Raw genomic sequence first — 25,598 nt, 5'->3', positions numbered from 1 at the left:
GCGAAGTGGGGACGCCGGTACCGGCGTCCCCACTTTTGTCACAACGCTGATGCCCAACCGGCGGTGTCGTTCTCACCCGGGATTGCCATCAGGCCGTGCCACAGTTCGAGGATCTCGAACCATTCTGTCTCGGATCGGCTGAGGGGACGGACGGATTCGTAGCCGGCGCGCAGGCTCTGCCGTACCGCGATCGGTGTCGGTCGCCAATCGGTGAACAGGGTGCCCAGATAGACGCTTGCCTTGGCCAGGTCGCTCACCCGGTGGTCGATCACCACGTCGTCGAAGTCGAGTACTCCGGTGGTCCGAGAGTTTCGAGTCAAGATGTTGGCTGCACGGAAGTCGTTGTGTACCAGTTGAGTTTGGTCATCGAGCTCGGACGCACGCGCCAGGAGGCCCACGAGCCTACGCGTTGCCTCAGGCGCGAACCCGCGGTCGAAATTCTCGAGCCAACCACCGATGCGCTCCTTCAACCCGGTGCTGCGCGACGAGAAAACCGATCCGTCGACATGGGTGGCGCCGAGCGTTCGGTGTATTTCTGCCAGACATGCTCCTGCCGAACGGACCGCCACGCGGTCCTGCACGTCCAACCAATCTCCCGCCAACTCCGGCAGTACGGTGAATGACACTGCGCACGAAGGCCCTTCCAGTGTTTCCCGGTCCAGCAGTGTTTCCCGGTCCAATCCGTTCAGGGACGTGATTGGTGACGGAACGGGCACGCCCTGCGCGGCGAGTGCGCTCAGCAGGCGCGTCGACGCCTCCAGGTTCGCGAAGCGCTCTGTGTCGCGCGACCACTTCACCACCAGCCCACCTCGGTCGCTCGCAACCCACACAATCGCGTTCTGGTCACTGATCGCCATTCGCGAGCACTCGAGGGCCGTCAATCCCCAAGTCTGCTCGAGTACCGCCGAGACCCAATGGGTGGCTGCGCCGAAGCTGTTGAATCCGAATCGCTGCTTCAGAGCGGCTTCCGACTCCACCGACTCCCAGAGCATGGACAACCCGAGTGGCAACATGCCGTTCGACTCTAGTGGGGGAAGTTCGAATCGAGGTGTCGATCTCGGAAGCACCCGAAGACGCCTTAGCGACAGCTGCAGTTCAGCCGCCTTGACTCAGTTCGCTGAAGATCAGGTTGGTCTGGGTATTGGCGATGGCCGGATCGTTGAGGTGCGCGCTGACGAAATCGCGAAGCCGAGTGGGGGATTCACACGACACGTGTACCAGGAGATCACGGTCCCCACTCATCAGGAACACTCGCTGAACGGAATCCAATCCGCTCAGGTGCTCGGCAATTTCCGTCATCCGGCTCCTGGCGTGGGAGTGAATCAGAATCGACACCATCGCCGAGATCTCGAGGCCGAGTAGCTCGAGGTCTATGTCTGCGTGAAACCCCTTGATGACGCCCGATTCGCGTAGCGCACGCATCCGCGCCAGAGCGGTCGACGGCGCTATCCCGACCTTCTCGGCGAGTGCGTTGTTGGGGATGCGTGCATCCCGGACGAGTTCGCGGAGAATCGCTGTATCGACGTCGTCGAGCCGAACATGATTCGGCCGAGCTGCGGCAGCTGCCCGTTCGATCGCATTTATCATCCGATTTCTCCCTGCCGTCGCGAAAATATTCAGCATCTATTGACCGCGCCCGTCGATGATCCTAGCTTTTGCCAAACACATCGAATTATCAAACGGTCGAGATCGACACAGTCGACTGTTGCGACGAAGGGGTCTGGATGTTTCCGAGGATCGGCCGCCACACGGGCGACTGGAGGGCGCGGTTGATCGACATCAGCCCGCCGATCTCCGAATCGACGCCCGTGTGGCCAGGCGATACCGCCTTCACCCGCGCTGTCACGTCCGACCTCGGCGGCAGTGACGCCGTCACCATCAACCGAATCACCACCACTCCGCATATCGGTGCTCACGCCGATGCGCCGGCGCACACTCGCATCGACGGCGCGACCATTGGTTCCGTTCCCCTCGAGCCCTATCTCGGCGAAGCACTGGTGGTCGACATGACGGGGGTCGACGGTGCCGCCTGCATCAGGCCCGTCGAAGAGACGGTGGAGCGACTCGGCGGACATCTGCCGCAACGGCTGATTCTGAGGACGTACCCGAAGTACCCACGCAAGTGGGACAACGACTTCGCCGGTGTATCTCCGGAGCTGACCCACTGGTTCGCCGACCGCGGTGGAGTTCTGATCGGAATCGACGGCGCCTCGTTCGATCCGATGGACAGCAAGACCATGGACGGGCACCACGCGGCAAGCGATCGTAGCGTCGCGATCCTCGAAGGACTTTGCCTCGACGACGTCGACGAAGGCTACTACGAGTTGATCGCACTGCCGCTGAAGTTCCTCGACCTCGATGCCAGCCCGGTACGCGCCGTGCTCCGGACTCTGCCTTCATCACCCTCAACGCCGACACATGCAGGAGAAGAATCGTCATGACATCGACAACCACACTTTCGTTGGAAGACTGCGTCAAGGCCGACGCAGTGGATCCCCTGAGGGAGTTCCGCCGCGAGTTCGCGATTCCGGAGGGCGTTCTCTACTTCGACGGAAACTCGCTCGGCGCGCGTCCCATTGCCGCGCAGGAATGCGCCGCGAGAGTGATCGGCGACGAGTGGGGCAACGGCTTGGTTCGCAGTTGGAACGAGGCTGGATGGTTCGACCTCCCGGTCCGCCTCGGTGACAAACTTGCCCCGTTGCTGGGAGCAGGTGAAGGCGAAGTGGTAGTAACGGATTCGACGTCGATCAACCTGTTCAAGGCATTGGCCTCCGCGCTGTCCATCGCGGCTGCACAGGATCCCAGCCGGAAGGTGATCGTCTCCGAGCGCGACAATTTCCCCACTGACCTCTACATTGCGGAGGGCATCATCTCGCTGCTCGATCAGGGATACGAACTACGCCTGATCGACCAACCGGGCGACCTCACCGAAGCAGTAGGACCGGACACCGCCGTAGTGATGTTGTCGCACGTCAACTACCGCACCGGAAACCTGTATGCGATGACGGAAGTCACTGCAGCAGTGCAGGAACGTGGCGCCCTCATGATCTGGGATCTCGCACACTCGGCCGGCGCCGTCACTGTCGATCTGAGCGGTGCCGACGCCGACTTCGCGGTGGGGTGTACGTACAAGTACCTCAACGGTGGTCCGGGTTCACCTGCATTCATCTGGGTCAACCGTCGCCATCAGAACACCGGAATCCAGCCGCTGTCCGGGTGGTGGGGGCACGCGCGACCATTTGCGATGGAGTCGGCCTACGAACCCGGCGCAGGAATACGACGGTTTCTGAGTGGTACTCAACCCATCACGTCGTTGTCACTCGTCGAGTGTGGTCTCGACGTCATGCTCAAAGCTGACATGGCCGACATCCGCAGCAAGTCGCTCGCGCTGGCCGATCTCTTCATCAGCCTCGTCGAGGAGCGTTGCGCTGCTTACGGTTTGGAGTTGATCACGCCGCGCGAACACGAGAGTCGTGGATCGCACGTGAGTTTTGTTCATCCCGAGGGCTATTCCATCATGAAGGCTCTCATCGCGCGGGGCGTCATCGGCGACTACCGCGAACCAGGAGTGCTGAGGTTCGGTATCACTCCGCTCTATCTCGGATACGCCGACGTGTGGAACGCCGTCGACGTGTTGCGAGACATCCTCGAGAACAAGTCCTGGGATCGCCCCGAATTCCGCGAGCGCGACGCAGTCACCTGATTCTTCCAAGTTTCCGCGGACCGGGAGGTACCGCCTTTCGCAAGGAGCTTTCATGAGTGATTTCAAAAACATTCAGCAGCGAGAATCAGGTCTCAAACGCGAACTCGGCCCCAAGCAGATGAGCATGATCGCGCTCGGCGGTGCAATCGGCACCGGACTCTTCCTCGGCAGTAAGTTCGCCATCGGCTTTGCCGGCCCGAGCGTCATCATCAGTTACGCGATCGGCGGGTTGATCGCCCTCCTGCTGATGGGTGCCCTCGCCGAAATGACTGTTGCACATGCGACATCAGGTTCGTTCGGTGCGTACGCAGAGTTCTACGTCGGACCGTTGATCGGCTTCCTCGTTCGCTATCTCTACTGGTCGTGCATCGTCCTCGCGGTCGGTACCGAGGTCACCGCAATCGGTGAGTATATGCAGTTCTGGTTCGCCGACGTACCGTCATGGCTGTGGATCGTGTTGTTCTCCGGAGTGCTGATCGGCGTGAACATGTTCAACGTCAAGGCCTTCGGAACGATGGAGTACTGGTTCTCGACGATCAAGGTCTTCGCGATCGTGGCGTTCATCGTGATGGCAGCGTACGTAGTGTTCGGTAGCGGGAACCCGGACTACGGATTTCACAACTACACGGCCGGTGGCGGATTCTTCCCGAATGGTTTGTCCGGCATGTGGTTTGCCGTGATCGTATCGATCTTCAGCTACTTGAGCATCGAGATGATCGCCATTGCAGCCGGTGAGGCGGAAAACCCCGCGGTGGCGGTGAAGAAGGCGTTCCGTGTGACGATCGTCCGACTGTTCGTCTTCTACATCGCAACGCTTGCCCTGATTCTGGCAATCGCTCCGATGGACAAGATCTTGAGCGGCGGAAGTCCCTTCGTCACGGTGATGCAGGTCGTGAAGATCCCGGGCGCAGACAGTGTGCTGAACTTCGTGGTGATCATTGCCGCACTGTCCGCGATGAACAGTCAGCTGTACGTGTCTTCGCGAATGATGTTCTCGCTCTCACGTGCTGGTGACGCGCCGGCCATTCTCGGCAAGGTCAGGGCCAACGGCTCACCGGTCAATGCCTTGCTGCTGTCGACGTCGGGTATCGCCGTCGCGACCATCGTCTACGTGCTCTTTCCCGAGCAGGCATTCACCTTGATGATCTCGCTGTCGATGTTCGGGGCGATGGCGACGTGGCTGCTGATCTTCGTGACGCACTGGTTCTTTCGCAAACGGATGGCGAGCGAAGGACGGACACTTTCCTTCACGATTCCGTTCTTCCCGGTGGGGACGATACTGGGAGGTGTCCTCATGGTCGCGATCCTCGTCACGACGTTGTGGGTCGAGGATTTCAAGATGACCTTGGTGTTCGGAGTACCGTTTGTCCTCGCCGTGATCGGCATCTACTACTTCACCCGCTCACGTCGGGCACAGAGTCGAGCGGTGACGGCTGAGCAGGTTCAGGACGAGATCACCGGCACGGTGGTCAAGCGGGTGCCCTGACTCGCGCTGGCAATCACAGGGTTTCGTTGAAGAACTCCATAGTGCGGGTCCACGCGAGGGCAGCAGAGTTCGGGGCGTAGTGGCTGGCCGAAGTGTCGTTGTTGAACGCGTGGCCGGCGTCGGAATAACGGTACACCCGAGCGAGATCGCAGGCGGTTGCGCGCAATTGCTCGACGCTCTCGGGTGGGATACTCGGATCCAAGTCGCCGTAGTGACCGAGCCACGGGACCTGCAGTTGCGCTGCAAGTTCGGTGCCTGCGGCAATCCCATCCCATCGGGCTTCTGCAACGCCGCCACCGTAGTACGTGACAGCGGAATCGACGAGGGGTACGGCGGCACACCACAGGGATGCGGTGCCGCCCATGCAGAATCCGAGGGAGCCGACTTTGTCTGCTCCCTCGGATCGGCTGTAGTCGACGGCGGCACGTACGTCGTGGCCGATGCTTGTGCTGTCGAGTGCCATGAGCGCATCCTTCGCGGACGGGAAGTCGGTGAAGGAGGTCTGTGCGCCGCGGTGGTAGAGATGCGGGGCGACGGCAAGGTAGCCGGCATCGGCGAGGCGTTCGAGGATGCTCTCGATGTGTTGGTTCACGCCCCACGCTTCTTGGAGAACTACTACCGCATGTCTCGGTTCACTCGGCGAATCCGGTCGGCTGACGGTCAGCGGTACATCACGTGTGGTCGTCGTGAAAGTTCCCATGTCCCGACTGTATGCGAGCCCAGCCTGTAGGTGCACGGTCGAACTAGACTCGTCAAATGTTGAGTTCCGCCGTTCCGCCGATCAGCTTGGGCAGTTGGCCGACGCCCGTCGAACCTCTGGCGCGTTGCGCGCAGGCACTCGGATTGGGGCCGGAAGATCTGTGGATCAAACGTGACGACGTCACCGGCCTGGGCGGCGGCGGCAACAAGATCCGAAAGCTGCAGTACACCTGCGCTCAGGCTTTGGCCGTCGGCGCGACGACTCTGATCACTACCGGTGCACCGCAAAGCAATCACGCTCGCTTGACTGCGTCGGCAGCAGCCCGTTTGGGATTGCGTTGTGTGCTGGTGCTCGGTGGTGCCGAGCCGGAATCCGCGCAGGGAAATCTCGTTCTGGATGCACTCGCGGGCGCTGAGATCGTCTGGGCCGGTGGGGACACGGCATCCGCGCTCGACGCCGCGGTGCAGGCCGTCGCGGACTCGGGCGGTGTACCTTTTGTCATTCCCTTCGGTGGTACCAGCGCGGTGGCTGCGCAGGGATACGTGGACTGCGCACGCGAGATCGAACAGCAACTCGCCGGCGTCGATCGCGTCGTGGTTGCACTCGGATCGGGTGGAACGATGGCAGGCCTTGTCGCGCATCTGGGCGTCGACAGAGTTGTGGGCGTCGACGTCGGGGCTGTTGCCGACCCGGTGTCGACTGTCGCTGGGTTGTTGGACGAGATGCCTGGTCCGACCGCGCGAGCCGCAGATCTTCAGATCCTGCGAAACCAAGTTGGACAAGGATATTCGACGCTCACGGAAGCATCAGCCGGCGCGATCCTATGTTTGGCTCGTACTGAGGGCATCTTCCTCGACCCGACGTACACCGGCCGAGCCTTTGCGGGATTGATCCAACTCGTGAAGGACGAAGCCATCACGGCGGGATCAAAAACGGTCTTCCTGCACACCGGTGGGTTGCCTGGCCTGTTCGGACATCCCGAACTGTCGACGCTGCGGTGAGCGAGCAGATCGACTACCCGCTCAGCAGTCCGCTCGACGAACTGTCCGAGTGGCAACGCGTCGTTCGACCGCTGCGCGTCAGTGCCGACGGGTACTTGCGGTTGGCGACCAATCGGCTGGCCGTCGATTCCGACTACACCTGGGAGATGCACCGCCACAGCGATCACGAATTGCTGTGGGCGATCGACGGTGTTCTCGAGGTCCGTACTCCGGAGACTGTGTACACGGTGCCGAGCGGAGTCAGTCTGTGGATCCCGTCCTTTGTTCCCCACGAGGTGACAGCGCGCAGCGGCACAGAATTGTCGTGCACGTGGTTGGTGGCATCCGATGTGACCGGGTTGGATCGTGTGGTGGCCTTGTCCACCCCTCCGCTGCTCGAACAAGTACTCGATCACCTCACCCGAGACGACTTGACCGACGCGGCTCGTCGACGAGCCGAGGCGTTTGCCATCGACCTCGTCGAACCCGTTCCGCGACTGATTTTCGATGTGCCGCTGCCGACGACGCCGTGGCTTCGGCAGATCGCAGATCAGTTGGTTGCCAGCCCGGCCGACACCCGATCGGTCGAGGAGTGGGCCACCGACGCGAAGGTCAGTACGAGGACTCTCACACGACGGTTTCCGGCCGAAACCGGATTGACCTTCTCGGAATGGCGTATGCGACTGCGGGCTCATCATGCGATGCAACTTCTGGCACTCGGTCGAAGCATCTCGTTTGTGGCGCGGAAGACGGGTTTTCGTTCCGAAAGCGCGTTCGGTGCGGCTTTTCGTCGAACGATGGGCGTGACGCCGGGGGAGTTTGCAAGCCTGATCGATCATCCGCGCGCGCCAATGACCGATTGGCTACAGGACTAGTCCGAACAGCGACTCTAAGTGCCTCGATCGGACTTGTGCCGTGCCGCAGAATGAACTTAGGGTTGGCTAAACAATCACCCTGTAGGAGTTCTGCGTGCGCGCAATTCGATCATTTTCTTTCGGTTCCAGAGTCATCGCAGCGGCGGCGGTTGCCGTCGTAGGTGCGATGGTGGTGACCGGCTGTTCCTCGTCGTCGGCCGACTCCGAGCAGACGGACGTCCGGACCGTCGCGTCGGCGTACGGGGACATCGAGGTGCCGGTTTCACCTGAGCGCGTCGTCGCCGCGTCGTACGACACTCCTTGGCAGCTCATGTCTCTCGGAGTGAAACCGGCTGCTGTGCAGGACTACGGCAAGTGGATCAGTGAATTCACGCCGGAGCAGCAGGCCTTCGTCGACGGGCTCCCGACCATCGGGCCTTTCGGGGAAATGAACTTCGAAGCGATCGCTGCGGCGGATCCCGACATCATTGTCGGCGACGCCGACGAGGTGGACCAAGCGGCGTTCGACCGTCTGTCCGGCATTGCACCCACCGTCATCGTCAAGGGAGAGAGCCGAGGCGACTGGAAGAAGATCACCACCGAGCTTGCTGAGGCAATTGGCAAAACCGACGTGCTCGAGTCGACGCGGACTGCTTACGAAGAGAATCTCGAACGTGTCCGTGGCGAGTACGCCGACGTGATCGCGACCAACAAGTGGATTCACATTTCACTCGGAGACGCGCCCGGCGCTTTCTCGGTTCAGCAGCCCACCGGTGCGATCGGCAATTTGGTGGTCAACGAACTCGGATTGGCGTACGGGCCCGGTGTTCCGACCAATTACACCGATGCCGGATACGCGTCCTATCCGATGGAGCAGTTGGCCGACATCCTGAACGGCGTGACGGTCGTGCTGTATCCGCTGAACGCGGACGGGTCGACCAGTGCGGCGGTTCAGGCGGTCCTCGACGACAACCTCTTCACGAGGCTGCCGGCGGCGCAGGCCGGGCACGTCTTCGGATTGCAGTCGAGCGTCACAGACTTCGTGACTGCGAACGGTTGGCTGAACGAAGTGAAAACGAAGGTGTTTGCAACACTCTGACGCTTGCTCACCTTTTCACTGCGTGCCCGCAACTGACCAGTTGAGGGCGCGCAGTCTTTTTGGTCGCCACTACGAGCGGAAATCCTGTCCTCTGCTTATGATTTCTGTCACTGCCGGTTACCGTTACTTCGACGAGGGCGACGCGGTTCGACCTTGCCCTGGCAGGGATCATCGATCCTCGGCGACGTGCGGAGGTGGTCGCCATCCCCGCAGATCCGTGGGGTATTTTGTCCGTATCTACTGTCGGGGTGAGCAGTGATGTGCGGGGGAGTTTTTGGTGAGTACAAGCGCTCGTGCCGTCTTTCGAGCAGGGCGCTCTGGATTTCGGGACCATACCCGTCCGGACATTAGTTCTGGTTTGCTGAGCGTGAACGGTGCGTGGGGCGAATCGTTCGAGGGGACGAAAGGCGAGATCGGCGAATGACAGCGACTTCCGACGCACGGCGTACCGAATCGAACGCTGTCCAGAACACCGACTCGCCGTCCGGCGAAAATCCGCGCTGGCGCGACCGCAAGAGGTACCTGTGGCCGCTCGGATTGCTGATTCCACTCAGCCCGTTCCTCTCCTGGATTCTCGTCGACAACCTTCGTCTCGGATTGTTCTGGGCGACCGGCGCGTGGCTACTGGTCATCGTCATCCCGATCATCGACATGCTGGCCGGTGAAGACGGCGAAAGTCCGCCGGACGATGCGATCCCACGACTGCAGAAGGACCGCTACTACCGCTGGTGCACTTACGCGTTCCTCCCCTTGCAATACGCCGGTCTGGTCTTCGCCTGCTGGTGCTGGATCAACGCTCCGATGGGAATCGCGGAGAAGATCGCGATGTCGTTCACGGTGGGCGTCGTCGCCGGCGTCGGTATCAACGCGGCCCACGAGCTCGGCCACAAGAGCGAGAAGATCGAACAGTGGCTCGCGAAAGTGGCGCTTGCGCAATCTCTCTACGGGCACTTCTACGTGGAACATAATTTCGGCCACCATGTGCGTGTAGCGACTCCGCAGGACCCGGCCAGCTCGCGGTTCGGTGAGAGCTTCTGGAGGTTCTTGCCACGAAGTGTGTTCGGCGGCCTGCGTTCTGCCTGGCGGATCGAGAGCGCTCGACTCCAGCGGAAAGGCAAACGAACCTGGAGCTTCGAGAACAATATTCTCAACGCTTGGGCGATGAGCGTTGTCCTTTTCGCGACGCTGATCGGTATCTTCGGTTGGGAGGTCGCGCCCTGGCTCCTGCTGCAGGCAGTTGCCGGATTCACCTTCCTCGAAGCCGCGAACTACCTCGAGCATTACGGCCTGCTGCGTGGCAAGCGTGCCGACGGCTCGTACGTTCGCTGCAGCCCCGCTGACAGTTGGAACAGCGATCACGTCGTGAGCAATCTGTTTCTCTACCAACTGCAGCGGCACAGCGATCACCACGCCAACCCGAAGCTGCGGTACCAAAGTCTGCGTAGCGCGGCCGAAGCGCCGCAACTTCCGGCCGGCTACGCAGTGATGATCGTGATCGCGTGGATTCCACCGCTGTGGCGCCGGGTGATGGATCAGAGATTGTTGGACTACTACGACGGCGACACAGAACGAATCAACGTCGGCTGATCCGCATCCCTCTCTGAACTGTTCGGAGTTGTCGTCTCAGCGACCGTCGTCCCACACGGTGTTGCCGCTTGCAGTCGTCGACGGGTAGTCCTGGACGGCGTCCCAATGCTCGACGATTTTGCCGTTCTCGTCGAATCGGAAGATGTCCATCGAGCCGCTGCCGGCCGTTCCCTCACCGGACGAAGCGAAGGTCTGAACAAAGACGAAGTCGCCCTCGGCTACCGTCCGTGGAAACTTGGTGGCCTTGTCTTCGGTAACGGGTTCGATCCCGGCCAGTGCGGTGACAAATGCGTCCTTGCCGTCAGCGAACGAGGGGTTGTGCTGCGTGTAGGTCGGACCGACCAGCTGGTCGGCAGCCTCGGCGGCTTTGCCTTCGTTGAAGGCGAGCTGCAGGAACGTCAACGCGTTGGCCGTGTTGCGCTCCAAGACTTCTGACGACTTGGACGGCGACGAGGTGGGTCCGTCGAACATCGTGTTCGGATTCGCGGACGTTTCCGGCACGTCTTGAATGGCATCCCAGTGTTCGACGATCTTGCCGTTGTCGACGCGGAAGATGTCGAATACCGCCTGGCCGCGGTCGCCGGGTGCAGACGTGGTGTGGGACTGGAGGGCAACCAGATCGCCCTCGGCGAAAACGCGAGTGATCTCGGCATGCAATCCGGGTGTGGCCTCGACGTAACCGCCTATGCCGCTGACAAATCCGGCTGCCCCATCGGCGGCGGTGGGGTTGTGCTGGATGTAGACGTCGCCAAGGTACCGGTCGGCGGCTTGCTGAACCTGACGGCCGTTGAACGCCAGTTCGTAGAAGTCCGTGACGACGGTCTTGTTGGATTCGAGTTGATCGCCCTGTTCGGCAACAACGCTCGTGGACGTCGTAGAACTGCTGGGCGTTGCGGATTCCGCGTCGTTGGAGCACGCGGTGAGCAGGAGTGCGGCGGCAGCGGGAACAGTCATCCAGGCTGCGCGCCTACGAAGGTTGCTCATATTCAGTGTGCGACGGTGAAACGCTGGCGACGGTGGGCCGGAGTCTCGATCTCGTCGACAAAAGCGTGTGCGTAGTCTTCTCCCGCGATGGCGGAGTTGCCCTCGGCGTCCGTCAGGAGGATGTCGCCACCCACCTGGAAGGATCCCTTCGGAGCGATGCCGGCATGGGCGCCGAATGCCGCGGCCGGGCTCACGTAGAACCAGTCGACATTGCTGTCGGTCGCGCGGAGCGCATCGAGGACGTCGGCGTGAGCGAGTGCCTCACCCTTGTATGCGTCCGGGAAGTCGGGGGTGTCGACGACGCGTGGCCCACCCTCGGAGACCAACAGGCTGCCGGCGCCACCGACTACGGCAATGCGAGCACCGTTGCGTGCGGCGGCATCTGCGAGGGGAGTGACGGCGTCGAGCAGGCGCTTGCCGTCGATCTCGCGAGCGGGGATGGCAACGACAACGACGTCGTTGTCTGCCGTGATCTGCTCCACGATCGTGTTGTCGTGAACAGAACCCTGCACGACATTCGTGTCGGTTCCGGACTGCGCGCTGCGAGCGACGACGGTTACCTCGTGGCCGCGTGAAGCGGCTTCTTTCGCGATTGCGCTTCCTGCAAAACCGTTTCCACCGAATACTGCGATCTTCGACATGGGGTGTGCCTTTCCTTGATGTCGTCGTTGTGCTTGTAGTAGTAAATTTATTCACAGCGAGGTGCATTGTCTCGGTCAGATGCGGGCATTCCTTGGTGAAAAACAGACATCATGATGACGATGGGCCGACTGCTTCGGGTCGACGTTGCGAACCGTAGGGTTGGTACATGACTCTCACCGCCGACAACAATGCAGGTCCAGTGGCAATCGAGCGCTCGGACGTCGAAGCTGCGCGGACTCGTATCGCAGGACTGGCGCGGCGTACTCCGATCTTTCGCTCTGCGCTACCGACGCCACAGGGTGAGGTACCGGTTCTGTTCAAGCTCGAGTACCTCCAGCACGGCGGTTCCTTCAAAGTGCGCGGCAGTCTCAATGCAGTGGAACGAGCGGTCGCCGACGGCACCATGCCCGATGCCGGCGTGGTGATCGCGTCTGGCGGCAACGCTGCAATCGGGGCCGCGTGGGCAGCGCGGCGACGAGGACTCACCTGCACAGTGGTGGTGCCGGAGACAGCGCCTGATGCCAAGGTGAAGGCTCTCGGAGAGTTGGGTGCAACCGTTCACAAGGTAGGCGACCGGTATGCACTCGCTGCTGCCGCTGCGGCGGACATCGCACGCACCAGCGGTGCGCTCGAACTGCACGCCTACGACCTGCCGGACATCGTCAGTGGGGCCGGCACCATCGCTCTCGAGATCGAAGACGACGCATCCGGACCGATCACGTATTGCGTTGCAGTCGGCGGCGGCGGATTGGTCTCTGGAATCGTCGCGGCGGCTCGTCCCGAAGATCACGTGGTAGCCGTCGAGCCGACCGGGGCTGCCACCTTGCGCACCTCGCTCGATGCGGGGCGTCCGGTGGATATCGAAGTGAACAGCATCGCCGGAGACTCGTTGGGGGCTACACGAATTGGCGTCATTGCCTGGGAGACACTGCATGAGAGTTCGGTAGACAGTGTTGTGGTCGAAGATGATTCGATCCGGCAAGCGCGGGCATTCCTGTGGCGGGAGTTCCGGATTCTGGTGGAGTTGGGAACCGCAGCAGCATTGGCTCCGGTTCTGAACGGAACGGTGTCGCCGCCGTCCGACGGTGAACTGTGCGTGGTTCTATGCGGAGCCAACACACATCCGACCGACCTGTAATTTCAGCGTATTTGTTTGCCTGCGTGTGAGAAAGTCGCAGGTGGGTACCTCTCGCAGTATGAGTACCAGCAGCATTATCTGGATAATTGTTGCCGTGGTCGTGGTGATAGCGATCGTGGCCGCACTCCTGTGGGTGGCGCGAAACAGGCGTGACGAGCGTCGTCACATCGAGGCAGAACAGATCCGCGAAGACGTCGCAGACAAGTCACTGCAAGTAGGCGAGCGCGAGGCGCGGGCAGAAGAGACAGCAGCCAAAGCGCGCATGGTGCAGGCAGAGGCCGACGCCAAAGCGGCGGAAGCGTCTGCGCTGCAACATCATGCAGCGCAGCATCGGAAAGAGGCGACGAGTTCTCGCGAGGAACTGAACCAGCAACGAGATCATGCAGACACGATCGACCCCAAGGTTCCCAACCCCGAAGAACCGCGGTCGACGCCGGATCAGAACCCTCGAAACCCTTGATCTCGAAACACTTGATGCAGGCGTTCGAGGGAAGCGTCTGCCCGTATATGGTTCGACGATCATGATGAATAAAGAATCGTCACCGCACGACCAGAAGAGCGTCGCGTCCACGGCGGCTGACGTCGCACAGAACAATGTCTTCGAGCGCTTTGCCCGTGCCGGATTCGTCGTCAGCGGTGTGGTTCATCTGCTGATCGGATATATCGCGATCCGCCTTGCTCTCGGTGGATCCGGGTCTGCGGACCAATCGGGTGCGATGGCCGAGTTGGCAGGAAAGCCAGGGGGTGTCTTCGCTCTGTGGGTCGGCGTCGTGGCCTTCCTTGCCATGGCGTTGTGGAGATTGGCCGAAGCTGCGTTGGGAAGCTCGTCGTCGCCGTCCTCTGACGACAAGAAGAAAGAGTTCTTCAACCGCGCAAAGGCTCTGGGCATTTCGCTCGTCTATTTCGGTTTTGCGTTCACTGCATTCGGATTCGCCCGCGGTAGCGGGAAGTCCAGCAGCGGTCAGAGTGCGGGGATCACGGCGCGTTTGATGGAGAACACGCTTGGAACTATCGCATTGGTGATCGGCGGGATCGCGATCATCGCCGTTGGTGTGTACCACGTGTACAAGGGCGCGAGCCAGAACTTCCTCGATGATCTGAAAGGCACACCCAGCAACTTCGTGCGCCGACTCGGAACCGTCGGGTACGTCGCCAAGGGCTTGGCCATCGCTGCAGTCGGCATTCTGGTTCTTCTTGCGGTCAACAGTTCCGAACCCGGCAAGTCCTCCGGACTCGACGGAGCGTTCAAGACGCTGGGCGCGCAGCCGTACGGAGTGGCGCTGCTGATCCTTGCCGGATTGGGCATCATCACCTACGGGCTCTACTGCTTCGTGATGGCACGCTCGACGAAGATGTAGCGCCCGTAGGTAAGTGGGTCTATCCGAATGACCCGGTCTGGAAGCCGACGTCGCTGCCCGACGAACTTCCCGTCGAGCTACCGAATATCGGTCGTCTCGGAACCAGATCATGCATCAGGTTCACGGCTGCAGGGTCGATCATCGCCGCATTTCCACCGTTCGCCAGAATCGTGATCGACCAGCCGCTGTCGGGAACCAGCAGGGTGATGCAGTTGGATCCCGAGCTGTCTCCGTTTTTCTTGGCGAACCGTTGTGGGAAGTTCGGCGTCGGGGGTTGGAGCTGCCACGCCATTCCCATTCCGAATGCAGGATTCTCCGGAGCTTGCGTGTCGATCTGCTCGAGCATCGAGGTCAGGACTGGTTTGAGCGGGTTGTTTCCGTAGCCGAGAGTTGTTGCAGCCCAGATCGACATGTCCTCGGCGGTGCTGACCAGCCCACCCCCGCCTGCGATCGCACCCGTGTTGTTCCACAGAGGCGCTCGTGTGCCGTCGAGGTAGTACGGAACGGCAAGGTCGGTTGCTTTGGTCTCGATCACGGTACCCATCATCCCGAGCGGGTCGGTGATTTCGCGGGCGACTGCCGCCGCGAATGGTGGCTTCTCTTGTCCCGGAATGATTTTGTCGGCCATGAGTGTGCCGAGCAGTCCGAACCCGAAGTCCGAGTACAGCCAGTGGCTACCGGGGGCGAACTCCAAGGCGCCGGCGTCTTGGAGTCCTTTCCAGAGCATATTTCTGGTGTACTTCGCCTTCTCGTCCGTGCACGATCGTGTGGGATCGGCACACCCCGCCGAAAGATTGGGCGGGTCGTCGCTCAGGCCGGAACGGTGGGTGACCAGTTGGCGAAGCGTGATCTCCTCGCCGCCGATGCCTTTCGGCAGCGGGTTGCCATCCGAATACTTGCTCGCCAGGTCGTCCAATCCGACTTCTCCCCGAGAGATCAGTTTCGCCAGTAGTGCAGCGGTGAAGGTCTTGGTCTCCGAGGCGATCTCGAATTGCGTTCGTGGAGTGACTCTCACGCCGTTTTCGACGTCGGCCTGGCCGTAGTGGTACGTAGTGGTGACACTCGCCTTGCGGTTCTTCTCATCCGGTTTGACGATAGCGAAGGCAAGGCCGGGAACGCCGCTGTTCAGCAGTGTCTCTGCGACGCGTTGCACCGCTTGGGCTTCAGCAGGATCGCCGACCCGCGAACCTGGATTGGGTGCCGTGGGGCCGGCGGCGCCGGCGGTCGAGGAGGTCGCGAGGGTTATGACCGCGGTTGCCGCCAGCCCTGCAACGCTGATGAACTGTCGTCGTGACGTCCGGGCGGACCCTCGATCCTGGTTATCCATTGTTTGCACATTACAACCAAAGTCGACTGGTTTGACTGTTTTGTCGGAATTGCCAAGGTGTGGTCCTTAGGCGATGGTTTCGCTAGATCACGCCGCCGTTGACGTAGATGACCTGGCCATTGACCCAACGAGCTGGGCCGGCGAGAAATGCGACAGCCTCCGCGATGTCCATCGGTGTGCCGAGGCGTTCCAGGGGAGCCAGCTTGGACAGGTTCTCCACTGTAGCTTCGTCTTTCCCGTCAAGGAACAGATCGGTGGCCGTGGGGCCTGGGGCTACGGCGTTGACCGTGATATCGCGTCCCCGTAGCTCTTTCGCGAGAACCAGAGTGATCGCGTCGACAGCACCTTTGGTGGCGGCGTACGCGGCATAAGTCGGAAAAGCCAGCTTCTTCACGGAGGTGGAGAAATTGATGATCGCACCACCGCGCCGGACACGTCTGGCTGCCTGCTGGTCGACCACGAAGGTCCCTCGGACGTTGGTCCGATGCATCCGATCGAAATCGTCGAAGTTCAGTTCTGCGACGGTGGAGAGAATCATGATTCCGGCTGCATGGACGACGACGTCGATGCCCCCGAACTCCTCCTCGACCGTATCGAACAGTGTGGCGACTTCACCTTCGTCGGCGACGTCCGCATGCACCGCTATGGCGCGACCGCCCGCAGCGACGATGGCGTCAGCTGTTTCCTGGGCGCGTTGAATGTTTCCTGAATAGTGCACGGCGACAGCCATTCCGTCGGCGGCGAGCTTCTCTGCAGTCGCTCGCCCGATGCCGCCGGAAGCTCCGGTGACGATGGCGACGCGGGTGGTGGTGTCAGTCATGATGTAACTCCTGAACTGGTTTCAGTTGCATCGGACAGCTTGCGAAGCCACTCTCGTAGTAGGCCGACTTCGTTGGCGGAGAGAGAAGTTGAATCTGCGGCGGCCAGTTGGGCGTCGAGAGTAGATGCAACTCTGTTGAGTGAGGTTTCCGGGTGGGCGTCGGATTCGTCGATGATGGACGCGAAGATTCCGTCGCGAACTCGCTGTGACAGCGTCGGATCGGGGTACTGTTCCGGCCTGACGACGAGCATCAGAGCGACGCCCGCATTGGCGGACATCACCATCTGCGTAGCCACGTCGACCGATACGGTCAGAACACCTGCCGCAGCGCATCGTTCGAGAACGGATCGAAGTAGCGCCTGGGCCTGCAGAGCGGTGTCGGCGCTCTGGGCGGAAGGTGAGTGCATCAAGCGGTAGTGAGCGGGATGCGCGAGCGCGAAGGCGGTGTGCGCATCCCAGCCGGCCCGTAGATCGGCAACGGGGTCATCGGAAGGTGTCGCAGCCCGTTTGCCTTCGAGGTATTCGAAGAAGCCCGCCTCGACGACGGCTGCGAGCAGTCCGTCCTTGTCGCCGAACTGACGGTAGAGCGCGGGGGCGCCGACGCCGGCCATCTCGCACACGGCGCGGGTGGATATGTCGCCGTTGGGGGAGGTGTTGAGCAGCTCGGTTGCCGCGGCCAGAATCTTTGCTCTCGAGCTCATAAAAACAACGCTAACAGAATTATGTGATCATCGCTACCGGGGGTGAAGAGGCGCTTTGGTGTGTCGGTGTCCGTTGGATGGACTACAGATACCTAGTCCCAAGTCGTGTTAAAACTCTCTGAGTTCGCCCTGTCGATGGCATGTCCCTGCTCAGGAGCGAAAATTCAGGAGGTTCTACCGGTGAAATACCCTTCGGCTCGGTCAGTCATAGTCTTCGTGTTGGCGATGCTGTGCTTCCCGCTGCTCTCGTGTGGTTCGTCCGACACTCCCGTGACAACAGCTGCGCCCGTGACTGCAACTGTCGAGGCCTCGGCAAGTGATGGGCCCGTCGAGGCTGAAGTTGGCGAGGACGGTGTATCGGTCAGTGGGAAGATCGGTCAGCTCGGTGTCACTGCAACAGCGCCCGCGGGAGTCGCGGATATCGGGACCACGCTCACGCTATCGAGTGGCGTCGGGACGAACCGTAAAGTCTTTCCGGCAGAGTTGGTCTCGACAATCCCGGCGCAGCTCACTCTCGAAGACGGACTGCAGCCCAGGAAGCCGATCACGTTGACCTTCGACTTGTCCGGACAACCCGAGATCGTCCGACAGATCAGCGATTCCGTTCGACCGATCGTCGCGGTCAACTCCGATGATCCTGTCAGTAGTGACCTGCTTCCTGCCGAATGGAACGCGGTGTCGAAATCCGTGACGACTACAACCACTCACCTCAGCAGCTTCCAAGTCCTCCTTACCGACGTCGGGCAAGTGCTCACCGACTCTTTCACTCAGGTATGGGTGGCGAGTGCAGGAGGATCCGATGAATTATGCTCTGAGAAAAGCGAACTCGACCTTGCAGGCATGAAATACACGCTCACTGCCTCTAAATCGGGGGTAGTTGCTGCTTGCCTCCGCGCTGCCGAGGAAGGGATCGCCGTCGACTTTGCCACGAAATCCGCACAATATTACGAAGTCAATTCCCAACCGCCCGGCCAATTCGTGAATCAAGGGCCGTTGCAAGGGACTGATCAACTTGCAGTATTGCTTCGATCCAGTTTAAGTGGCGGGAATTCGGGACTATTGACCCCGAAAGGCGCTGGCACACTAGTGTTACCTGCCGGCACGGCCACGGGAGTCGTCCGCCTCGATGTCGATGCCGCCGCACTACAATTGGAGACGATTCTTACCGGTCTCGACATGTACGGGATCCAAGGAGACGAACTGGTCGATGCATTTCAGGCGACCAAATCTGCCTACGACTGTTTGGTGACGGTATACGAGAGTTTGACTGACCCGAGTAAGGCCAGCGTCGGCGAATTCACCAAGGTGCTCGGCGATCTCGCTCAATGTGGACTTGCCGGGGCGACAGGCGCAGTAGGCGACAGTCAAGGTCGGATTCTGCACAAGATGAGTGTCGTCACGTCCCTGTTCACCGCGCTCCCGAGTCAGTTGATGGCCAATATCACGGGAATCGCCGGCGAAATGAATGGTGACAATCACCTCGAATACACCCTGGAAAGTAGGGGACCTGTCCGCGCGACCTCGACTGCGCCGTCGCCGAACAATACTGGCGCCACTCTCGAACTGATCACGAAGATCACCCCAAACGGATTCGGGTTCACTCGTGGGCCAGATCATTACGAGATTTCGGACGTTCACAAGAACAACGGTCGTTTCTACGTGGACGTCAATTACCACTGGAAGCTGAACCGACCAGAAGGCAGCGACCTCGGATACTGCAGAGCTCACGCGCGAATTACCAACAGTGAGGGAACAGAAATCGCGCGCTACGACGACACCGGATTCAACATCTGCCAAGGGGGCGGAGCCTTCGGTACCAACACCCCTATCTACGATCCTGGCACCTACACTGTCACTGTCGACGTCGAAACTGAGCGCGGTGCAGCTCTGAGCATCGCTCGGGACTTCACCGTCGATCAATGACCGGACGTGTAGATCAGAGCGCGGTGGGCTGGAGTGGTTCTATGTCGGAGGTGCGAGGTCCGAACAGGCCCATAGCCCGGGTGCGAATGGACGGTAGTGCTTCGTGGATGCTCCCGCCGAGACGGTGGAGAGAGTTGAACGAGCGTGATTCCCAAACCGGAAACTCTCCGTCGGTGTCGCGTGATGCTGTGTCCCACAGGAGGGCGTCACCGTTTTCGCTCCATCCGAAAACCTGCAGCGAGTCGGGGAGTGACCAATCGCCGTCGGGTTCGATCATCCAATCGAACTCGTCATCCTGTCCTTCTCTGTAGACCGAATGAAGATGGGCGGTGAGGTTGCGGGCGCGCCCTTGCCAGCCGTCCGCAAATCCGGGAAGGACGGGCGGATAGATGAGCCAGAGTCCGAAGGTCCGCGCCCAACCTGCGTGCCTGATGAATGCGCGATATGAATCGGGGAAGCCCTGCCGGTCGGGAAATCGATAGGAATCCATAAGGGCAAAATCGATATGCGCGAGCGTCGGTCGGCCGTCTACCGTCAGCGCGTTGGTTCCCTGTGCAAACACACGCTCAACGCTAGCAATAGGGGACACCGTGCCGCCCTTTCCGGCTATCGAAGCACGCCGGAATGGGTCACCGAGGCGTTTGCTCGGTGACCTCCGGGTTCAGAGTCGTGTGGTGGAGCGGCGGGGTTTCCGGTCGGGGTCGATGCCCGGTGGTGGGATGAACCAGGGCAGGTGATCGGTGCCCATTCGGATTTCCCATTTGCCGGTGAATCCGGGTTTTCGGTGCATCAGGGTGTGGTGGGTTCGGCAGAGTAGGACCAGGTTGTCCATGACGGTTGGTCCTCCTTTGGCCCAGTGTTTGATGTGGTGGGCGTCGGTCCAGGCGGGGACGCAGTCGCAGCCGGGGAAGGCGCATCCTTTGTCTCGGGCGATCAGTGCGGTTCGTTGTGCTGCGGTGACAAGCCTTTTGAGTGGGGTGACGTCGAGTGGGGCACCGTTTCCGTCGAGGAGGACGCTGGAGAGCATGCAGTCGCAGGCGATCATGCGGGTGCGGCCGACGCTCAGTGGTCCCATCCAGGGCATGTGGCCGACATCGAGATCTTGTTTGTCGAGATCGTGAAAGTCGAGATCGAGCATGCCGGGATCGTCGTCCTCGGACGGGGCAGGTGTTGAGCCATCACTCGTTGTGGCGCATTCACGGTGGTAGGCCAGGTCTTTGGCGTTGATGTGCACGTTCAGGTGTGGGCGTTGGCCGCCGTCGATGCCGGTGGCAGCGTTGTCGAGGTAGCGTCGGATGAGTTCTGCCATGGCGTCTGCGTTGCGTGTGGCGGCGGGTCGTTTGTCGGGTGTGCCGTCTTCGGCGGGGGTGGGCATGGAGAGGTTGGAGAGGGCGGAGAGAAGCATTTCGCCGGTCATTCCGTCGAAATCGCCTCGGACGGCGACTCTTCCGTTGAGGGTGGGGGAGATGCGCAGTTCGTTGCGGTCGGTGTCTTCGCTTGGTGGTGGGTCGTCGGATTCGAACATGTGCTCGAGGACGCTGATGGCGTAGCGCAGTTTGACGGTGGTTGCTTCGGTTCCGGATGCTGCGGCGAGGAGTGTGTCGCGGCAGTACGGTAGTGCGGCGTCGGGCATTGCCTTGGGTGGGGATTCGCAGAACGCCACGATCAGTGCTGCGTGCTCGAAAGTGAGGTCACCGGCATCGAATTGGTCTTCGATCTCGGGAAACGACCGTAGCGCTTTGCCCAGGGCTGCGATTCTTCTGCCGGTGGAGATCTGCAGCATGGTGTGGTTTGCGAGCCATTGTCCGGTGCCGCGGTAGCAGAGTACTTGTTCGTCCGGGTTCAACGTCAGGGTGTCGACAGCGGCCACTCGAATGGCTTCCAGGCGAAGGATTTCCGCTGACGCGGTGATGGCGATCTCGCGGACGTCGCTGGGGTGAAGCCGCCACAATCGTCCGCGCACACCCACGGCGGAGTTGTTGACCACGTCGGTGACAGTATCTTCGTCGGTGATGTTGATCGTCATGAGAACCCCCCGTTCCACCTTCCATCATACTCGAACATACTTTCGAGTCAAGGGCTTATTCGAGAAGGTGAGGTGGGCCCGGCCGTCGTGATTCTGTTGTTCGAGGACAGGTTCCGTCGTTACTCGACTCGTTGGAGGAAGGGGCGAGGCCAGGCGCCGAGTGCGAGAACGGCGAGGATCGTCTGGACTAGTCCGGTGGTGAAGAAGATGCCCTGCAGCGGCGACCAGGCGAGAACGATGGCGATCTCGACGAAGATCCAGATCATCATGGTCAGGCCGGCGGCCGCGTGCAGGCCCCACGTCAGACGGAACCTGTTGTGCTGAGCGAAGAGCGCGGCGGCCTGGATGCCTCCGACGACAACGCCGAGGAGGATTCCGGGCCAGAAATATGAAGGGAAGACGGTTCCCTCGATCCACTCAGGAGGCAGGCCCATCCCGCCGCCGATCGTCAGGCCCGCCATTCCTACGAGCGCAGAGAGCAGGTTTAGCCACGCGATGGCGGACAGACCGATCCGGAGACCCCGTGGAGGGAGCGATGTGGACGTCATGCCTGACAACGATAGAGAGGGTCAGTCGAGCCCGTCCATGTTCCTGCGCGTTGCCGCGCTGGCAGCGTCGGCATCACCCGCGACGATGGCTTCCACTAGATCTCGGTGGGCAGCGGCTTCGTCGTCAATCGATTCGGGGTCTCGCGCCGCGACGTCGGTGATCACGTCCAGGGCCGAGTTGCGGAGCGTTTCGATGAATGAATCGAACACCATCGACAGCACGCTGTTGTGCGCAGCATTCACCACGGCGCGATGTAGTTCCATGTCAGCGTCGACAAATTCTGTTGGTGTCGAGGCATTTTCACGGGCTTCGAGTGCTGCCTGTAACAGATCGACGTCGGCCGAAGTTCGGCGCATGGCAGCCAGGCGGCCCGCTTCCACTTCCAGGAGTCTGCGTACTTCGTAGACTTCGCGGCGGTCCGAGCGTTTGAGTTCTCGCTCGAGTTCTGTGACCGGTGTCGAGGACATGACGTAGGTGCCGGACCCTTGATGCGAGTAGAGCTGGCCCGACGCGATCAGTGCGCGAACTGCCTCTCTGCCGGTCGAACGCCCGACTCCGAGGAGTGTGCTCAGATCCTGCTCGTTCGGGATTTTGGTCCCGACCGGCCACTCGCCGTCGCCGATGAGGCGCGCAAGTTCGTCCGCGGCTTTCTGTACCAGCGACTGCTGCTTGATCTGGCGCACTGCCATGTGACTGCTCCTGACTGACTCGGTGAACCGCAATGGAGCGGCTCACCGAGTAATACTTCATGTCCTCCGATGAATCTTCAGACTACGGGGCCGTCTTTCGGTTTATCGAAGGGCGATGACGCCCAGTTCGCGCTCCGTCTCGTCTTCCGGGTCGAGTCGTCGATCGCGCAAGGTGAATGCGATGACGGCGCCGACGAACAGCACTGCAGTTGTCGCCCCGATCGCCATGCGCGGTCCGAAGTGATCTGCCAGGTAGCCGAACAGCGGAGATGCGATGCCTCCCACGGACATCGCGAGTCCGAGCGTCACCCCACTTGCTGTGCCGGGGCGATTCGGTAGGTAGTCCTGCGCCAATGTCACCTGTGGCGCGAAGGGCAGGAACATAGCAAATCCGAGACAGACGATTCCCAATTCGGCAACTGCGACGTGCGGGGCGGCAGCGAGCAGTGCCAGTGAAGGTACCGCAAGCAGGTAGCCGAGTCGGATGGATGCGCGTCGACCACGACGGTCCGCGAGGACTCCTCCCAGTAGCGTTCCGGCCGCTCCTGCCAATGTGAAGGAGGACAACACGATTGCAGCGCTCGAGGACGATCCGTTCAGTGCGTTGAGCACGAACGGTGAGACCAACGACAGTGTGGTCACGTACGGAATTGACCAACAGACCGTTACCAGCACGAGTCGTGTGAACGAGCGCCAATCGTCTGACACGGGACCGTTCGCTGCCAGTTGCGCACTCAACGACTGGGCTGACTCGGCCGCACCCGTGTTGGCCGATCGCGACTGGGCGACCATCCACCAAATAGCCGCCACCACTGCAGGAACTGCGAGTAGATAGCCGCCGGACAAACCGAGTGAGCCAACCACGAGCGTGACAAGCGGTGGCGCCAGCGAGGCGCCCAACGTACCGCCCACGGAGAACACGCTCATGGCTTTCTGTGAATGACCTCCAGCCGCGCGTGCCAAATTTGTGGCGGGAGGATGGTATGCGGCGATGCCGATGCCGGCCACGGCAATTGCCAGCCAAGTGACGATGTAGGTGGTGCTCATCGCTGCCACGACAATGCCTGCTGCGGCCGTCACAAAACCTGTGGGTACCAGCCAGTTTCGGCTCTTTCGATCGACCAGCATGCCGAATGCAGGTTGCACGACACTGGATAGTCCGGTCGCGGCGAGCGTGATTCCGGCGACCGCGGAATAGGAATATCCGCGTTCGAGCATCATGAACGGCAACAGCGCAGGCACAGCCCCCTGGTACAGATCGTTCACGACGTGTGTGCCGGTGAGAAATGCAACTTGCCCCTTCTTCATCTCCTTGGGCATCCCTTCGTTCAGGTCTTCAAGTCCTCAGGTCCTCTGAGGACTTGAAAGCTATCACGAACCCGCGGGCGCACGGTTGCGTTGGAGACCTGGATCTCATTCGAGACGACTGACTAACTCTCAGCAGTCGCGGCGTTGCGGGCGGCGAGTTGCGCGAAAGCGTGGGTAAGTTCTGCCGGGCCGACGACATCGATGTCGGTGTCGAATCGGTTGAAGGAGGCTGCCAGCGCCGTCCAAGACCATGATCCGGCTTCGAGACTGCACTGCTCGGGGCCAAGATCTTCGACGATGCCGTCCCCGACAAAGGGAAGAACATAACTGGCTGGTCGATGGAGAACGACCTTGCCGTGGCACGGCCAATTGTTGATATGTTCCGATCCTTTGAAGCGCGCGGAAACGTATTCGCTGACGTCGCCGCCGGGGATTTCCTTCGGCGTGAACCGGGGACCGTTCGGGGTGCGTGGGGTGATGCGATCGGCGCGGAAGATTCGCCAGTCGTCTCGCGCGAGATCCCACGCGACGAGATACCAGCGACGCTTGGAGGTCACCAGATGATGCGGCTCCACTCGGCGCGGGGGTGTTATTTCGCTGTTGTCGGTTGAGTGGTCGTTCGAGTAATCGAAGCGGAACACCTCGCGAGCGCGGACTGCAGCGGAAATCGCTACGAGCACCTCTGGGGACACGGAGTCTGCGTCGCCGGAACCGGCCGAAATCGTGGTGAAACTGAGCGCGTCGAGGCGATGGCGCAGACGCGACGGCATCACTTGCCGCACAGTGGTCAACGCTCGAACCGCATCCTCTTCGATACCGACGCCGGTCAGCGTCGCCGCCTGCAGCGCAACTGCCAGTGCGATGACCTGATCGTCGTCGAACAGCAGGGGTGGCAGCTCGCTGCCGGCGTCGAGTCGGTATCCGCCGTCCGGGCCCATGGTCGCCGCAATGCTGTACCCCATCTCCCGGAGCCGGTCGATGTCGCGGCGGACCGTGCGATGGCTGATGTCGAGCCGCTCGGCGAGTAGAGCGCCCGGCCAGTCGCGTCTCGTCTGCAAGAGGGACAGCAGATTCAAGAGTCGAGTGGTGGTCGCCATGCGGTGAGACTACGACGAGTCTAGGACGAAAACAGTCCTATACGGCTGTGAGAGTCGACGTTGTCAGGGAAAACCCGAGCGACGTTCGTACCAGGAGCAGACATGAGCATCAAGACAACGACCCACCTCAACTTCCGCGGAGACGCCCGCGCGGCTCTGGAGTTCTACCAGTCCGTCTTCGGTGGCCAGGTCACGATCGCAACCTACGGCGACTTCGGGATGCCCAAGGAGGTGCCCGGCGCTGAGAACGTCGTGTTCGGCCAGGTGGAGACAGAGGACGGCTTCTGTGTGATGGCATACGACATCCCTGGACAGTCGGGCGGCTCGGCCGGCAACGCAGGCTCGACACACCGCGAGAACGGCACCACGATCACCGACCAACCGTTCTTCGTCTCGGTTCGCGGTGAAACCCTCGAAGAGGTGCAGAACTACTGGGCCAAACTCTCTGCTGGTGCATCGATCATCGAGGGTCTTGCCGCCGCGGCGTGGAGCCACGGTTTCGGCATGCTCACCGATGCGTTCGGGGTGACGTGGATCCTCGACGTCGCTGCCGGCGAAAACCCGGCCTGATCATTCAGACGACGAAGCCGCTGGCACCGAAAGGTGTCCAGCGGCTCCAGCGCGTCG

The 25,598-nt window shown here is 61.1% G+C and carries 26 protein-coding genes; 12 read left to right on the top strand and 14 right to left on the bottom strand.

What is annotated here, in order from left to right; all coding sequences use genetic code 11:
• Positions 1-38 precede the first annotated feature (38 nt).
• A complete protein-coding gene (locus AOT96_RS07540) occupies positions 39-1,013 on the bottom strand; it encodes a phosphotransferase enzyme family protein (RefSeq protein ID WP_065351519.1) in 975 nt (324 codons plus the stop codon).
• An 82-nt stretch (positions 1,014-1,095) separates the two neighbouring features.
• A complete protein-coding gene (locus AOT96_RS07535; RefSeq protein ID WP_007730865.1) occupies positions 1,096-1,587 on the bottom strand; it encodes an Lrp/AsnC family transcriptional regulator in 492 nt (163 codons plus the stop codon).
• A 137-nt stretch (positions 1,588-1,724) separates the two neighbouring features.
• Here AOT96_RS07535 and kynB point away from each other — a divergent pair, with 137 nt between their 5' ends.
• Genes kynB through AOT96_RS07520 form a run of 3 tightly spaced genes read left to right on the top strand, consistent with a single transcriptional unit; the run spans position 1,725 to position 5,189 of the window.
• Positions 1,725-2,441: an arylformamidase gene (gene kynB, locus AOT96_RS07530; protein ID WP_054187492.1), complete on the top strand. Its 717-nt coding sequence runs from the start codon at positions 1,725-1,727 to the stop codon at positions 2,439-2,441.
• The gene (gene kynU, locus AOT96_RS07525) at positions 2,438-3,703 is read left to right on the top strand and encodes a kynureninase (protein ID WP_054187491.1); all 1,266 of its coding nucleotides are present in this window, start codon (positions 2,438-2,440) and stop codon (positions 3,701-3,703) included. The genes kynB and kynU overlap by 4 nt, the downstream gene beginning before the upstream one ends.
• Positions 3,704-3,755: 52 nt before the next feature.
• A complete protein-coding gene (locus AOT96_RS07520) occupies positions 3,756-5,189 on the top strand; it encodes an amino acid permease (protein ID WP_003943087.1) in 1,434 nt (477 codons plus the stop codon).
• Positions 5,190-5,202: 13 nt separating this feature from the next.
• On the opposite strand, the gene AOT96_RS07515 is transcribed toward AOT96_RS07520, so the two are convergent.
• A complete protein-coding gene (locus AOT96_RS07515; protein ID WP_065351518.1) occupies positions 5,203-5,889 on the bottom strand; it encodes a dienelactone hydrolase family protein in 687 nt (228 codons plus the stop codon).
• A 56-nt stretch (positions 5,890-5,945) separates the two neighbouring features.
• Between AOT96_RS07515 and AOT96_RS07510 the strand changes: the two genes are divergently transcribed.
• The 4 genes from AOT96_RS07510 to AOT96_RS07495 all read left to right on the top strand — a co-directional run bounded on the left by AOT96_RS07510 (position 5,946) and on the right by AOT96_RS07495 (position 10,409).
• Positions 5,946-6,890, top strand: a complete 945-nt coding sequence (locus AOT96_RS07510; protein ID WP_065351517.1) for a D-cysteine desulfhydrase family protein — start codon at positions 5,946-5,948, stop codon at positions 6,888-6,890.
• Positions 6,887-7,744, top strand: a complete 858-nt coding sequence (locus AOT96_RS07505) for a helix-turn-helix transcriptional regulator (RefSeq protein WP_050655982.1) — start codon at positions 6,887-6,889, stop codon at positions 7,742-7,744. Before AOT96_RS07510 ends, AOT96_RS07505 begins: the two co-directional genes overlap by 4 nt.
• 94 nt (positions 7,745-7,838) lie before the next feature.
• Positions 7,839-8,822 (top strand): ABC transporter substrate-binding protein, encoded by a 984-nt coding sequence (locus tag AOT96_RS07500; RefSeq protein WP_030536016.1) that lies wholly within the window; start codon positions 7,839-7,841, stop codon positions 8,820-8,822.
• Positions 8,823-9,242: 420 nt separating this feature from the next.
• Positions 9,243-10,409, top strand: a complete 1,167-nt coding sequence (locus AOT96_RS07495; RefSeq protein ID WP_007730881.1) for an alkane 1-monooxygenase — start codon at positions 9,243-9,245, stop codon at positions 10,407-10,409.
• Positions 10,410-10,445: 36 nt separating this feature from the next.
• Here the strand turns inward: AOT96_RS07495 and AOT96_RS07490 are convergent, their stop codons facing one another.
• Positions 10,446-11,393: a nuclear transport factor 2 family protein gene (locus AOT96_RS07490; RefSeq protein ID WP_030536014.1), complete on the bottom strand. Its 948-nt coding sequence runs from the start codon at positions 11,391-11,393 to the stop codon at positions 10,446-10,448.
• 2 nt (positions 11,394-11,395) lie between these two features.
• Positions 11,396-12,034, bottom strand: a complete 639-nt coding sequence (locus AOT96_RS07485; RefSeq protein WP_065351516.1) for an NAD(P)-dependent oxidoreductase — start codon at positions 12,032-12,034, stop codon at positions 11,396-11,398.
• 167 nt (positions 12,035-12,201) lie between these two features.
• On the opposite strand from AOT96_RS07485, the gene AOT96_RS07480 reads away from it, so the two are divergent.
• The 3 genes from AOT96_RS07480 to AOT96_RS07470 all read left to right on the top strand — a co-directional run bounded on the left by AOT96_RS07480 (position 12,202) and on the right by AOT96_RS07470 (position 14,531).
• Positions 12,202-13,173, top strand: coding sequence for a serine/threonine dehydratase (locus AOT96_RS07480; RefSeq protein WP_065351515.1), 972 nt, complete (start codon positions 12,202-12,204; stop codon positions 13,171-13,173).
• A 58-nt stretch (positions 13,174-13,231) separates the two neighbouring features.
• Entirely contained in the window at positions 13,232-13,633 is a 402-nt protein-coding gene (locus AOT96_RS07475) for a hypothetical protein (protein WP_020971062.1), read from the top strand.
• A gap of 61 nt (positions 13,634-13,694) precedes the next feature.
• Positions 13,695-14,531: a DUF1206 domain-containing protein gene (locus tag AOT96_RS07470; RefSeq protein WP_003943056.1), complete on the top strand. Its 837-nt coding sequence runs from the start codon at positions 13,695-13,697 to the stop codon at positions 14,529-14,531.
• A gap of 19 nt (positions 14,532-14,550) precedes the next feature.
• On the opposite strand, the gene AOT96_RS07465 is transcribed toward AOT96_RS07470, so the two are convergent.
• The 3 genes from AOT96_RS07465 to AOT96_RS07455 all read right to left on the bottom strand — a co-directional run bounded on the left by AOT96_RS07465 (position 14,551) and on the right by AOT96_RS07455 (position 17,379).
• Positions 14,551-15,858, bottom strand: coding sequence for a serine hydrolase domain-containing protein (locus AOT96_RS07465; protein ID WP_047269434.1), 1,308 nt, complete (start codon positions 15,856-15,858; stop codon positions 14,551-14,553).
• Between the two features lie 82 nt (positions 15,859-15,940).
• Positions 15,941-16,678, bottom strand: coding sequence for an SDR family oxidoreductase (locus AOT96_RS07460; protein ID WP_050655985.1), 738 nt, complete (start codon positions 16,676-16,678; stop codon positions 15,941-15,943).
• On the bottom strand, positions 16,675-17,379 hold the full coding sequence (locus AOT96_RS07455) for a TetR/AcrR family transcriptional regulator (protein ID WP_065351514.1): 705 nt from the start codon (positions 17,377-17,379) through the stop codon (positions 16,675-16,677). The genes AOT96_RS07460 and AOT96_RS07455 overlap by 4 nt, the downstream gene beginning before the upstream one ends.
• A 687-nt stretch (positions 17,380-18,066) precedes the next feature.
• Between AOT96_RS07455 and AOT96_RS07450 the strand changes: the two genes are divergently transcribed.
• Positions 18,067-19,302, top strand: coding sequence for a hypothetical protein (locus tag AOT96_RS07450; RefSeq protein ID WP_156778933.1), 1,236 nt, complete (start codon positions 18,067-18,069; stop codon positions 19,300-19,302).
• A gap of 13 nt (positions 19,303-19,315) precedes the next feature.
• Here AOT96_RS07450 and AOT96_RS07445 read toward each other — a convergent pair whose 3' ends face one another.
• From AOT96_RS07445 to AOT96_RS07420, 6 genes are all read right to left on the bottom strand, one after another.
• Positions 19,316-19,864, bottom strand: a complete 549-nt coding sequence (locus tag AOT96_RS07445; RefSeq protein WP_230793204.1) for an SMI1/KNR4 family protein — start codon at positions 19,862-19,864, stop codon at positions 19,316-19,318.
• A gap of 99 nt (positions 19,865-19,963) precedes the next feature.
• Positions 19,964-21,328: an HNH endonuclease signature motif containing protein gene (locus AOT96_RS07440; protein ID WP_065351512.1), complete on the bottom strand. Its 1,365-nt coding sequence runs from the start codon at positions 21,326-21,328 to the stop codon at positions 19,964-19,966.
• Positions 21,329-21,447: 119 nt separating this feature from the next.
• The gene (locus AOT96_RS07435; protein ID WP_225320164.1) at positions 21,448-21,876 is read right to left on the bottom strand and encodes a hypothetical protein; all 429 of its coding nucleotides are present in this window, start codon (positions 21,874-21,876) and stop codon (positions 21,448-21,450) included.
• Between the two features lie 21 nt (positions 21,877-21,897).
• A complete protein-coding gene (locus AOT96_RS07430; protein WP_003939850.1) occupies positions 21,898-22,566 on the bottom strand; it encodes a FadR/GntR family transcriptional regulator in 669 nt (222 codons plus the stop codon).
• Positions 22,567-22,668: 102 nt separating this feature from the next.
• On the bottom strand, positions 22,669-23,874 hold the full coding sequence (locus tag AOT96_RS07425; protein WP_065352782.1) for an MFS transporter: 1,206 nt from the start codon (positions 23,872-23,874) through the stop codon (positions 22,669-22,671).
• A 122-nt stretch (positions 23,875-23,996) separates the two neighbouring features.
• Entirely contained in the window at positions 23,997-24,971 is a 975-nt protein-coding gene (locus AOT96_RS07420; RefSeq protein WP_065351511.1) for a helix-turn-helix transcriptional regulator, read from the bottom strand.
• A gap of 102 nt (positions 24,972-25,073) precedes the next feature.
• On the opposite strand from AOT96_RS07420, the gene AOT96_RS07415 reads away from it, so the two are divergent.
• Positions 25,074-25,541 carry a VOC family protein gene (locus AOT96_RS07415; protein WP_065351510.1) on the top strand — a complete coding sequence of 156 codons (468 nt, stop codon included), beginning with the start codon at positions 25,074-25,076 and terminating at the stop codon, positions 25,539-25,541.
• Positions 25,542-25,598: the final 57 nt, after the last annotated feature.

It is taken from the genome of Rhodococcus sp. 008 (genome assembly GCF_001682295.1).
GTDB classification, from domain to species: domain Bacteria; phylum Actinomycetota; class Actinomycetes; order Mycobacteriales; family Mycobacteriaceae; genus Rhodococcus_F; species Rhodococcus_F qingshengii.
This window is presented reverse-complemented; position numbering and strand designations above follow the sequence as displayed.

What these genes read in the sequence shown, in the direction of transcription:
- AOT96_RS07435 (WP_225320164.1), bottom strand. Translation starts at nt 21,876, where the DNA reads ATGACGTCCACATCGCTCCCTCCACGGGGTCTCCGGATCGGTCTGTCC.
- AOT96_RS07430 (WP_003939850.1), bottom strand. Translation starts at nt 22,566, where the DNA reads ATGGCAGTGCGCCAGATCAAGCAGCAGTCGCTGGTACAGAAAGCCGCG.
- AOT96_RS07480 (WP_065351515.1), top strand. Translation starts at nt 12,202, where the DNA reads ATGACTCTCACCGCCGACAACAATGCAGGTCCAGTGGCAATCGAGCGC.
- AOT96_RS07420 (WP_065351511.1), bottom strand. Translation starts at nt 24,971, where the DNA reads ATGGCGACCACCACTCGACTCTTGAATCTGCTGTCCCTCTTGCAGACG.
- AOT96_RS07460 (WP_050655985.1), bottom strand. Translation starts at nt 16,678, where the DNA reads ATGACTGACACCACCACCCGCGTCGCCATCGTCACCGGAGCTTCCGGC.
- AOT96_RS07415 (WP_065351510.1), top strand. Translation starts at nt 25,074, where the DNA reads ATGAGCATCAAGACAACGACCCACCTCAACTTCCGCGGAGACGCCCGC.
- AOT96_RS07520 (WP_003943087.1), top strand. Translation starts at nt 3,756, where the DNA reads ATGAGTGATTTCAAAAACATTCAGCAGCGAGAATCAGGTCTCAAACGC.
- AOT96_RS07515 (WP_065351518.1), bottom strand. Translation starts at nt 5,889, where the DNA reads ATGGGAACTTTCACGACGACCACACGTGATGTACCGCTGACCGTCAGC.
- AOT96_RS07510 (WP_065351517.1), top strand. Translation starts at nt 5,946, where the DNA reads ATGTTGAGTTCCGCCGTTCCGCCGATCAGCTTGGGCAGTTGGCCGACG.
- AOT96_RS07485 (WP_065351516.1), bottom strand. Translation starts at nt 12,034, where the DNA reads ATGTCGAAGATCGCAGTATTCGGTGGAAACGGTTTTGCAGGAAGCGCA.
- AOT96_RS07490 (WP_030536014.1), bottom strand. Translation starts at nt 11,393, where the DNA reads ATGAGCAACCTTCGTAGGCGCGCAGCCTGGATGACTGTTCCCGCTGCC.
- AOT96_RS07455 (WP_065351514.1), bottom strand. Translation starts at nt 17,379, where the DNA reads ATGAGCTCGAGAGCAAAGATTCTGGCCGCGGCAACCGAGCTGCTCAAC.
- AOT96_RS07465 (WP_047269434.1), bottom strand. Translation starts at nt 15,858, where the DNA reads ATGGATAACCAGGATCGAGGGTCCGCCCGGACGTCACGACGACAGTTC.
- AOT96_RS07470 (WP_003943056.1), top strand. Translation starts at nt 13,695, where the DNA reads ATGATGAATAAAGAATCGTCACCGCACGACCAGAAGAGCGTCGCGTCC.
- AOT96_RS07540 (WP_065351519.1), bottom strand. Translation starts at nt 1,013, where the DNA reads ATGTTGCCACTCGGGTTGTCCATGCTCTGGGAGTCGGTGGAGTCGGAA.
- AOT96_RS07495 (WP_007730881.1), top strand. Translation starts at nt 9,243, where the DNA reads ATGACAGCGACTTCCGACGCACGGCGTACCGAATCGAACGCTGTCCAG.
- AOT96_RS07475 (WP_020971062.1), top strand. Translation starts at nt 13,232, where the DNA reads ATGAGTACCAGCAGCATTATCTGGATAATTGTTGCCGTGGTCGTGGTG.
- AOT96_RS07535 (WP_007730865.1), bottom strand. Translation starts at nt 1,587, where the DNA reads ATGATAAATGCGATCGAACGGGCAGCTGCCGCAGCTCGGCCGAATCAT.
- kynU (WP_054187491.1), top strand. Translation starts at nt 2,438, where the DNA reads ATGACATCGACAACCACACTTTCGTTGGAAGACTGCGTCAAGGCCGAC.
- AOT96_RS07425 (WP_065352782.1), bottom strand. Translation starts at nt 23,874, where the DNA reads ATGAAGAAGGGGCAAGTTGCATTTCTCACCGGCACACACGTCGTGAAC.
- kynB (WP_054187492.1), top strand. Translation starts at nt 1,725, where the DNA reads ATGTTTCCGAGGATCGGCCGCCACACGGGCGACTGGAGGGCGCGGTTG.
- AOT96_RS07440 (WP_065351512.1), bottom strand. Translation starts at nt 21,328, where the DNA reads ATGACGATCAACATCACCGACGAAGATACTGTCACCGACGTGGTCAAC.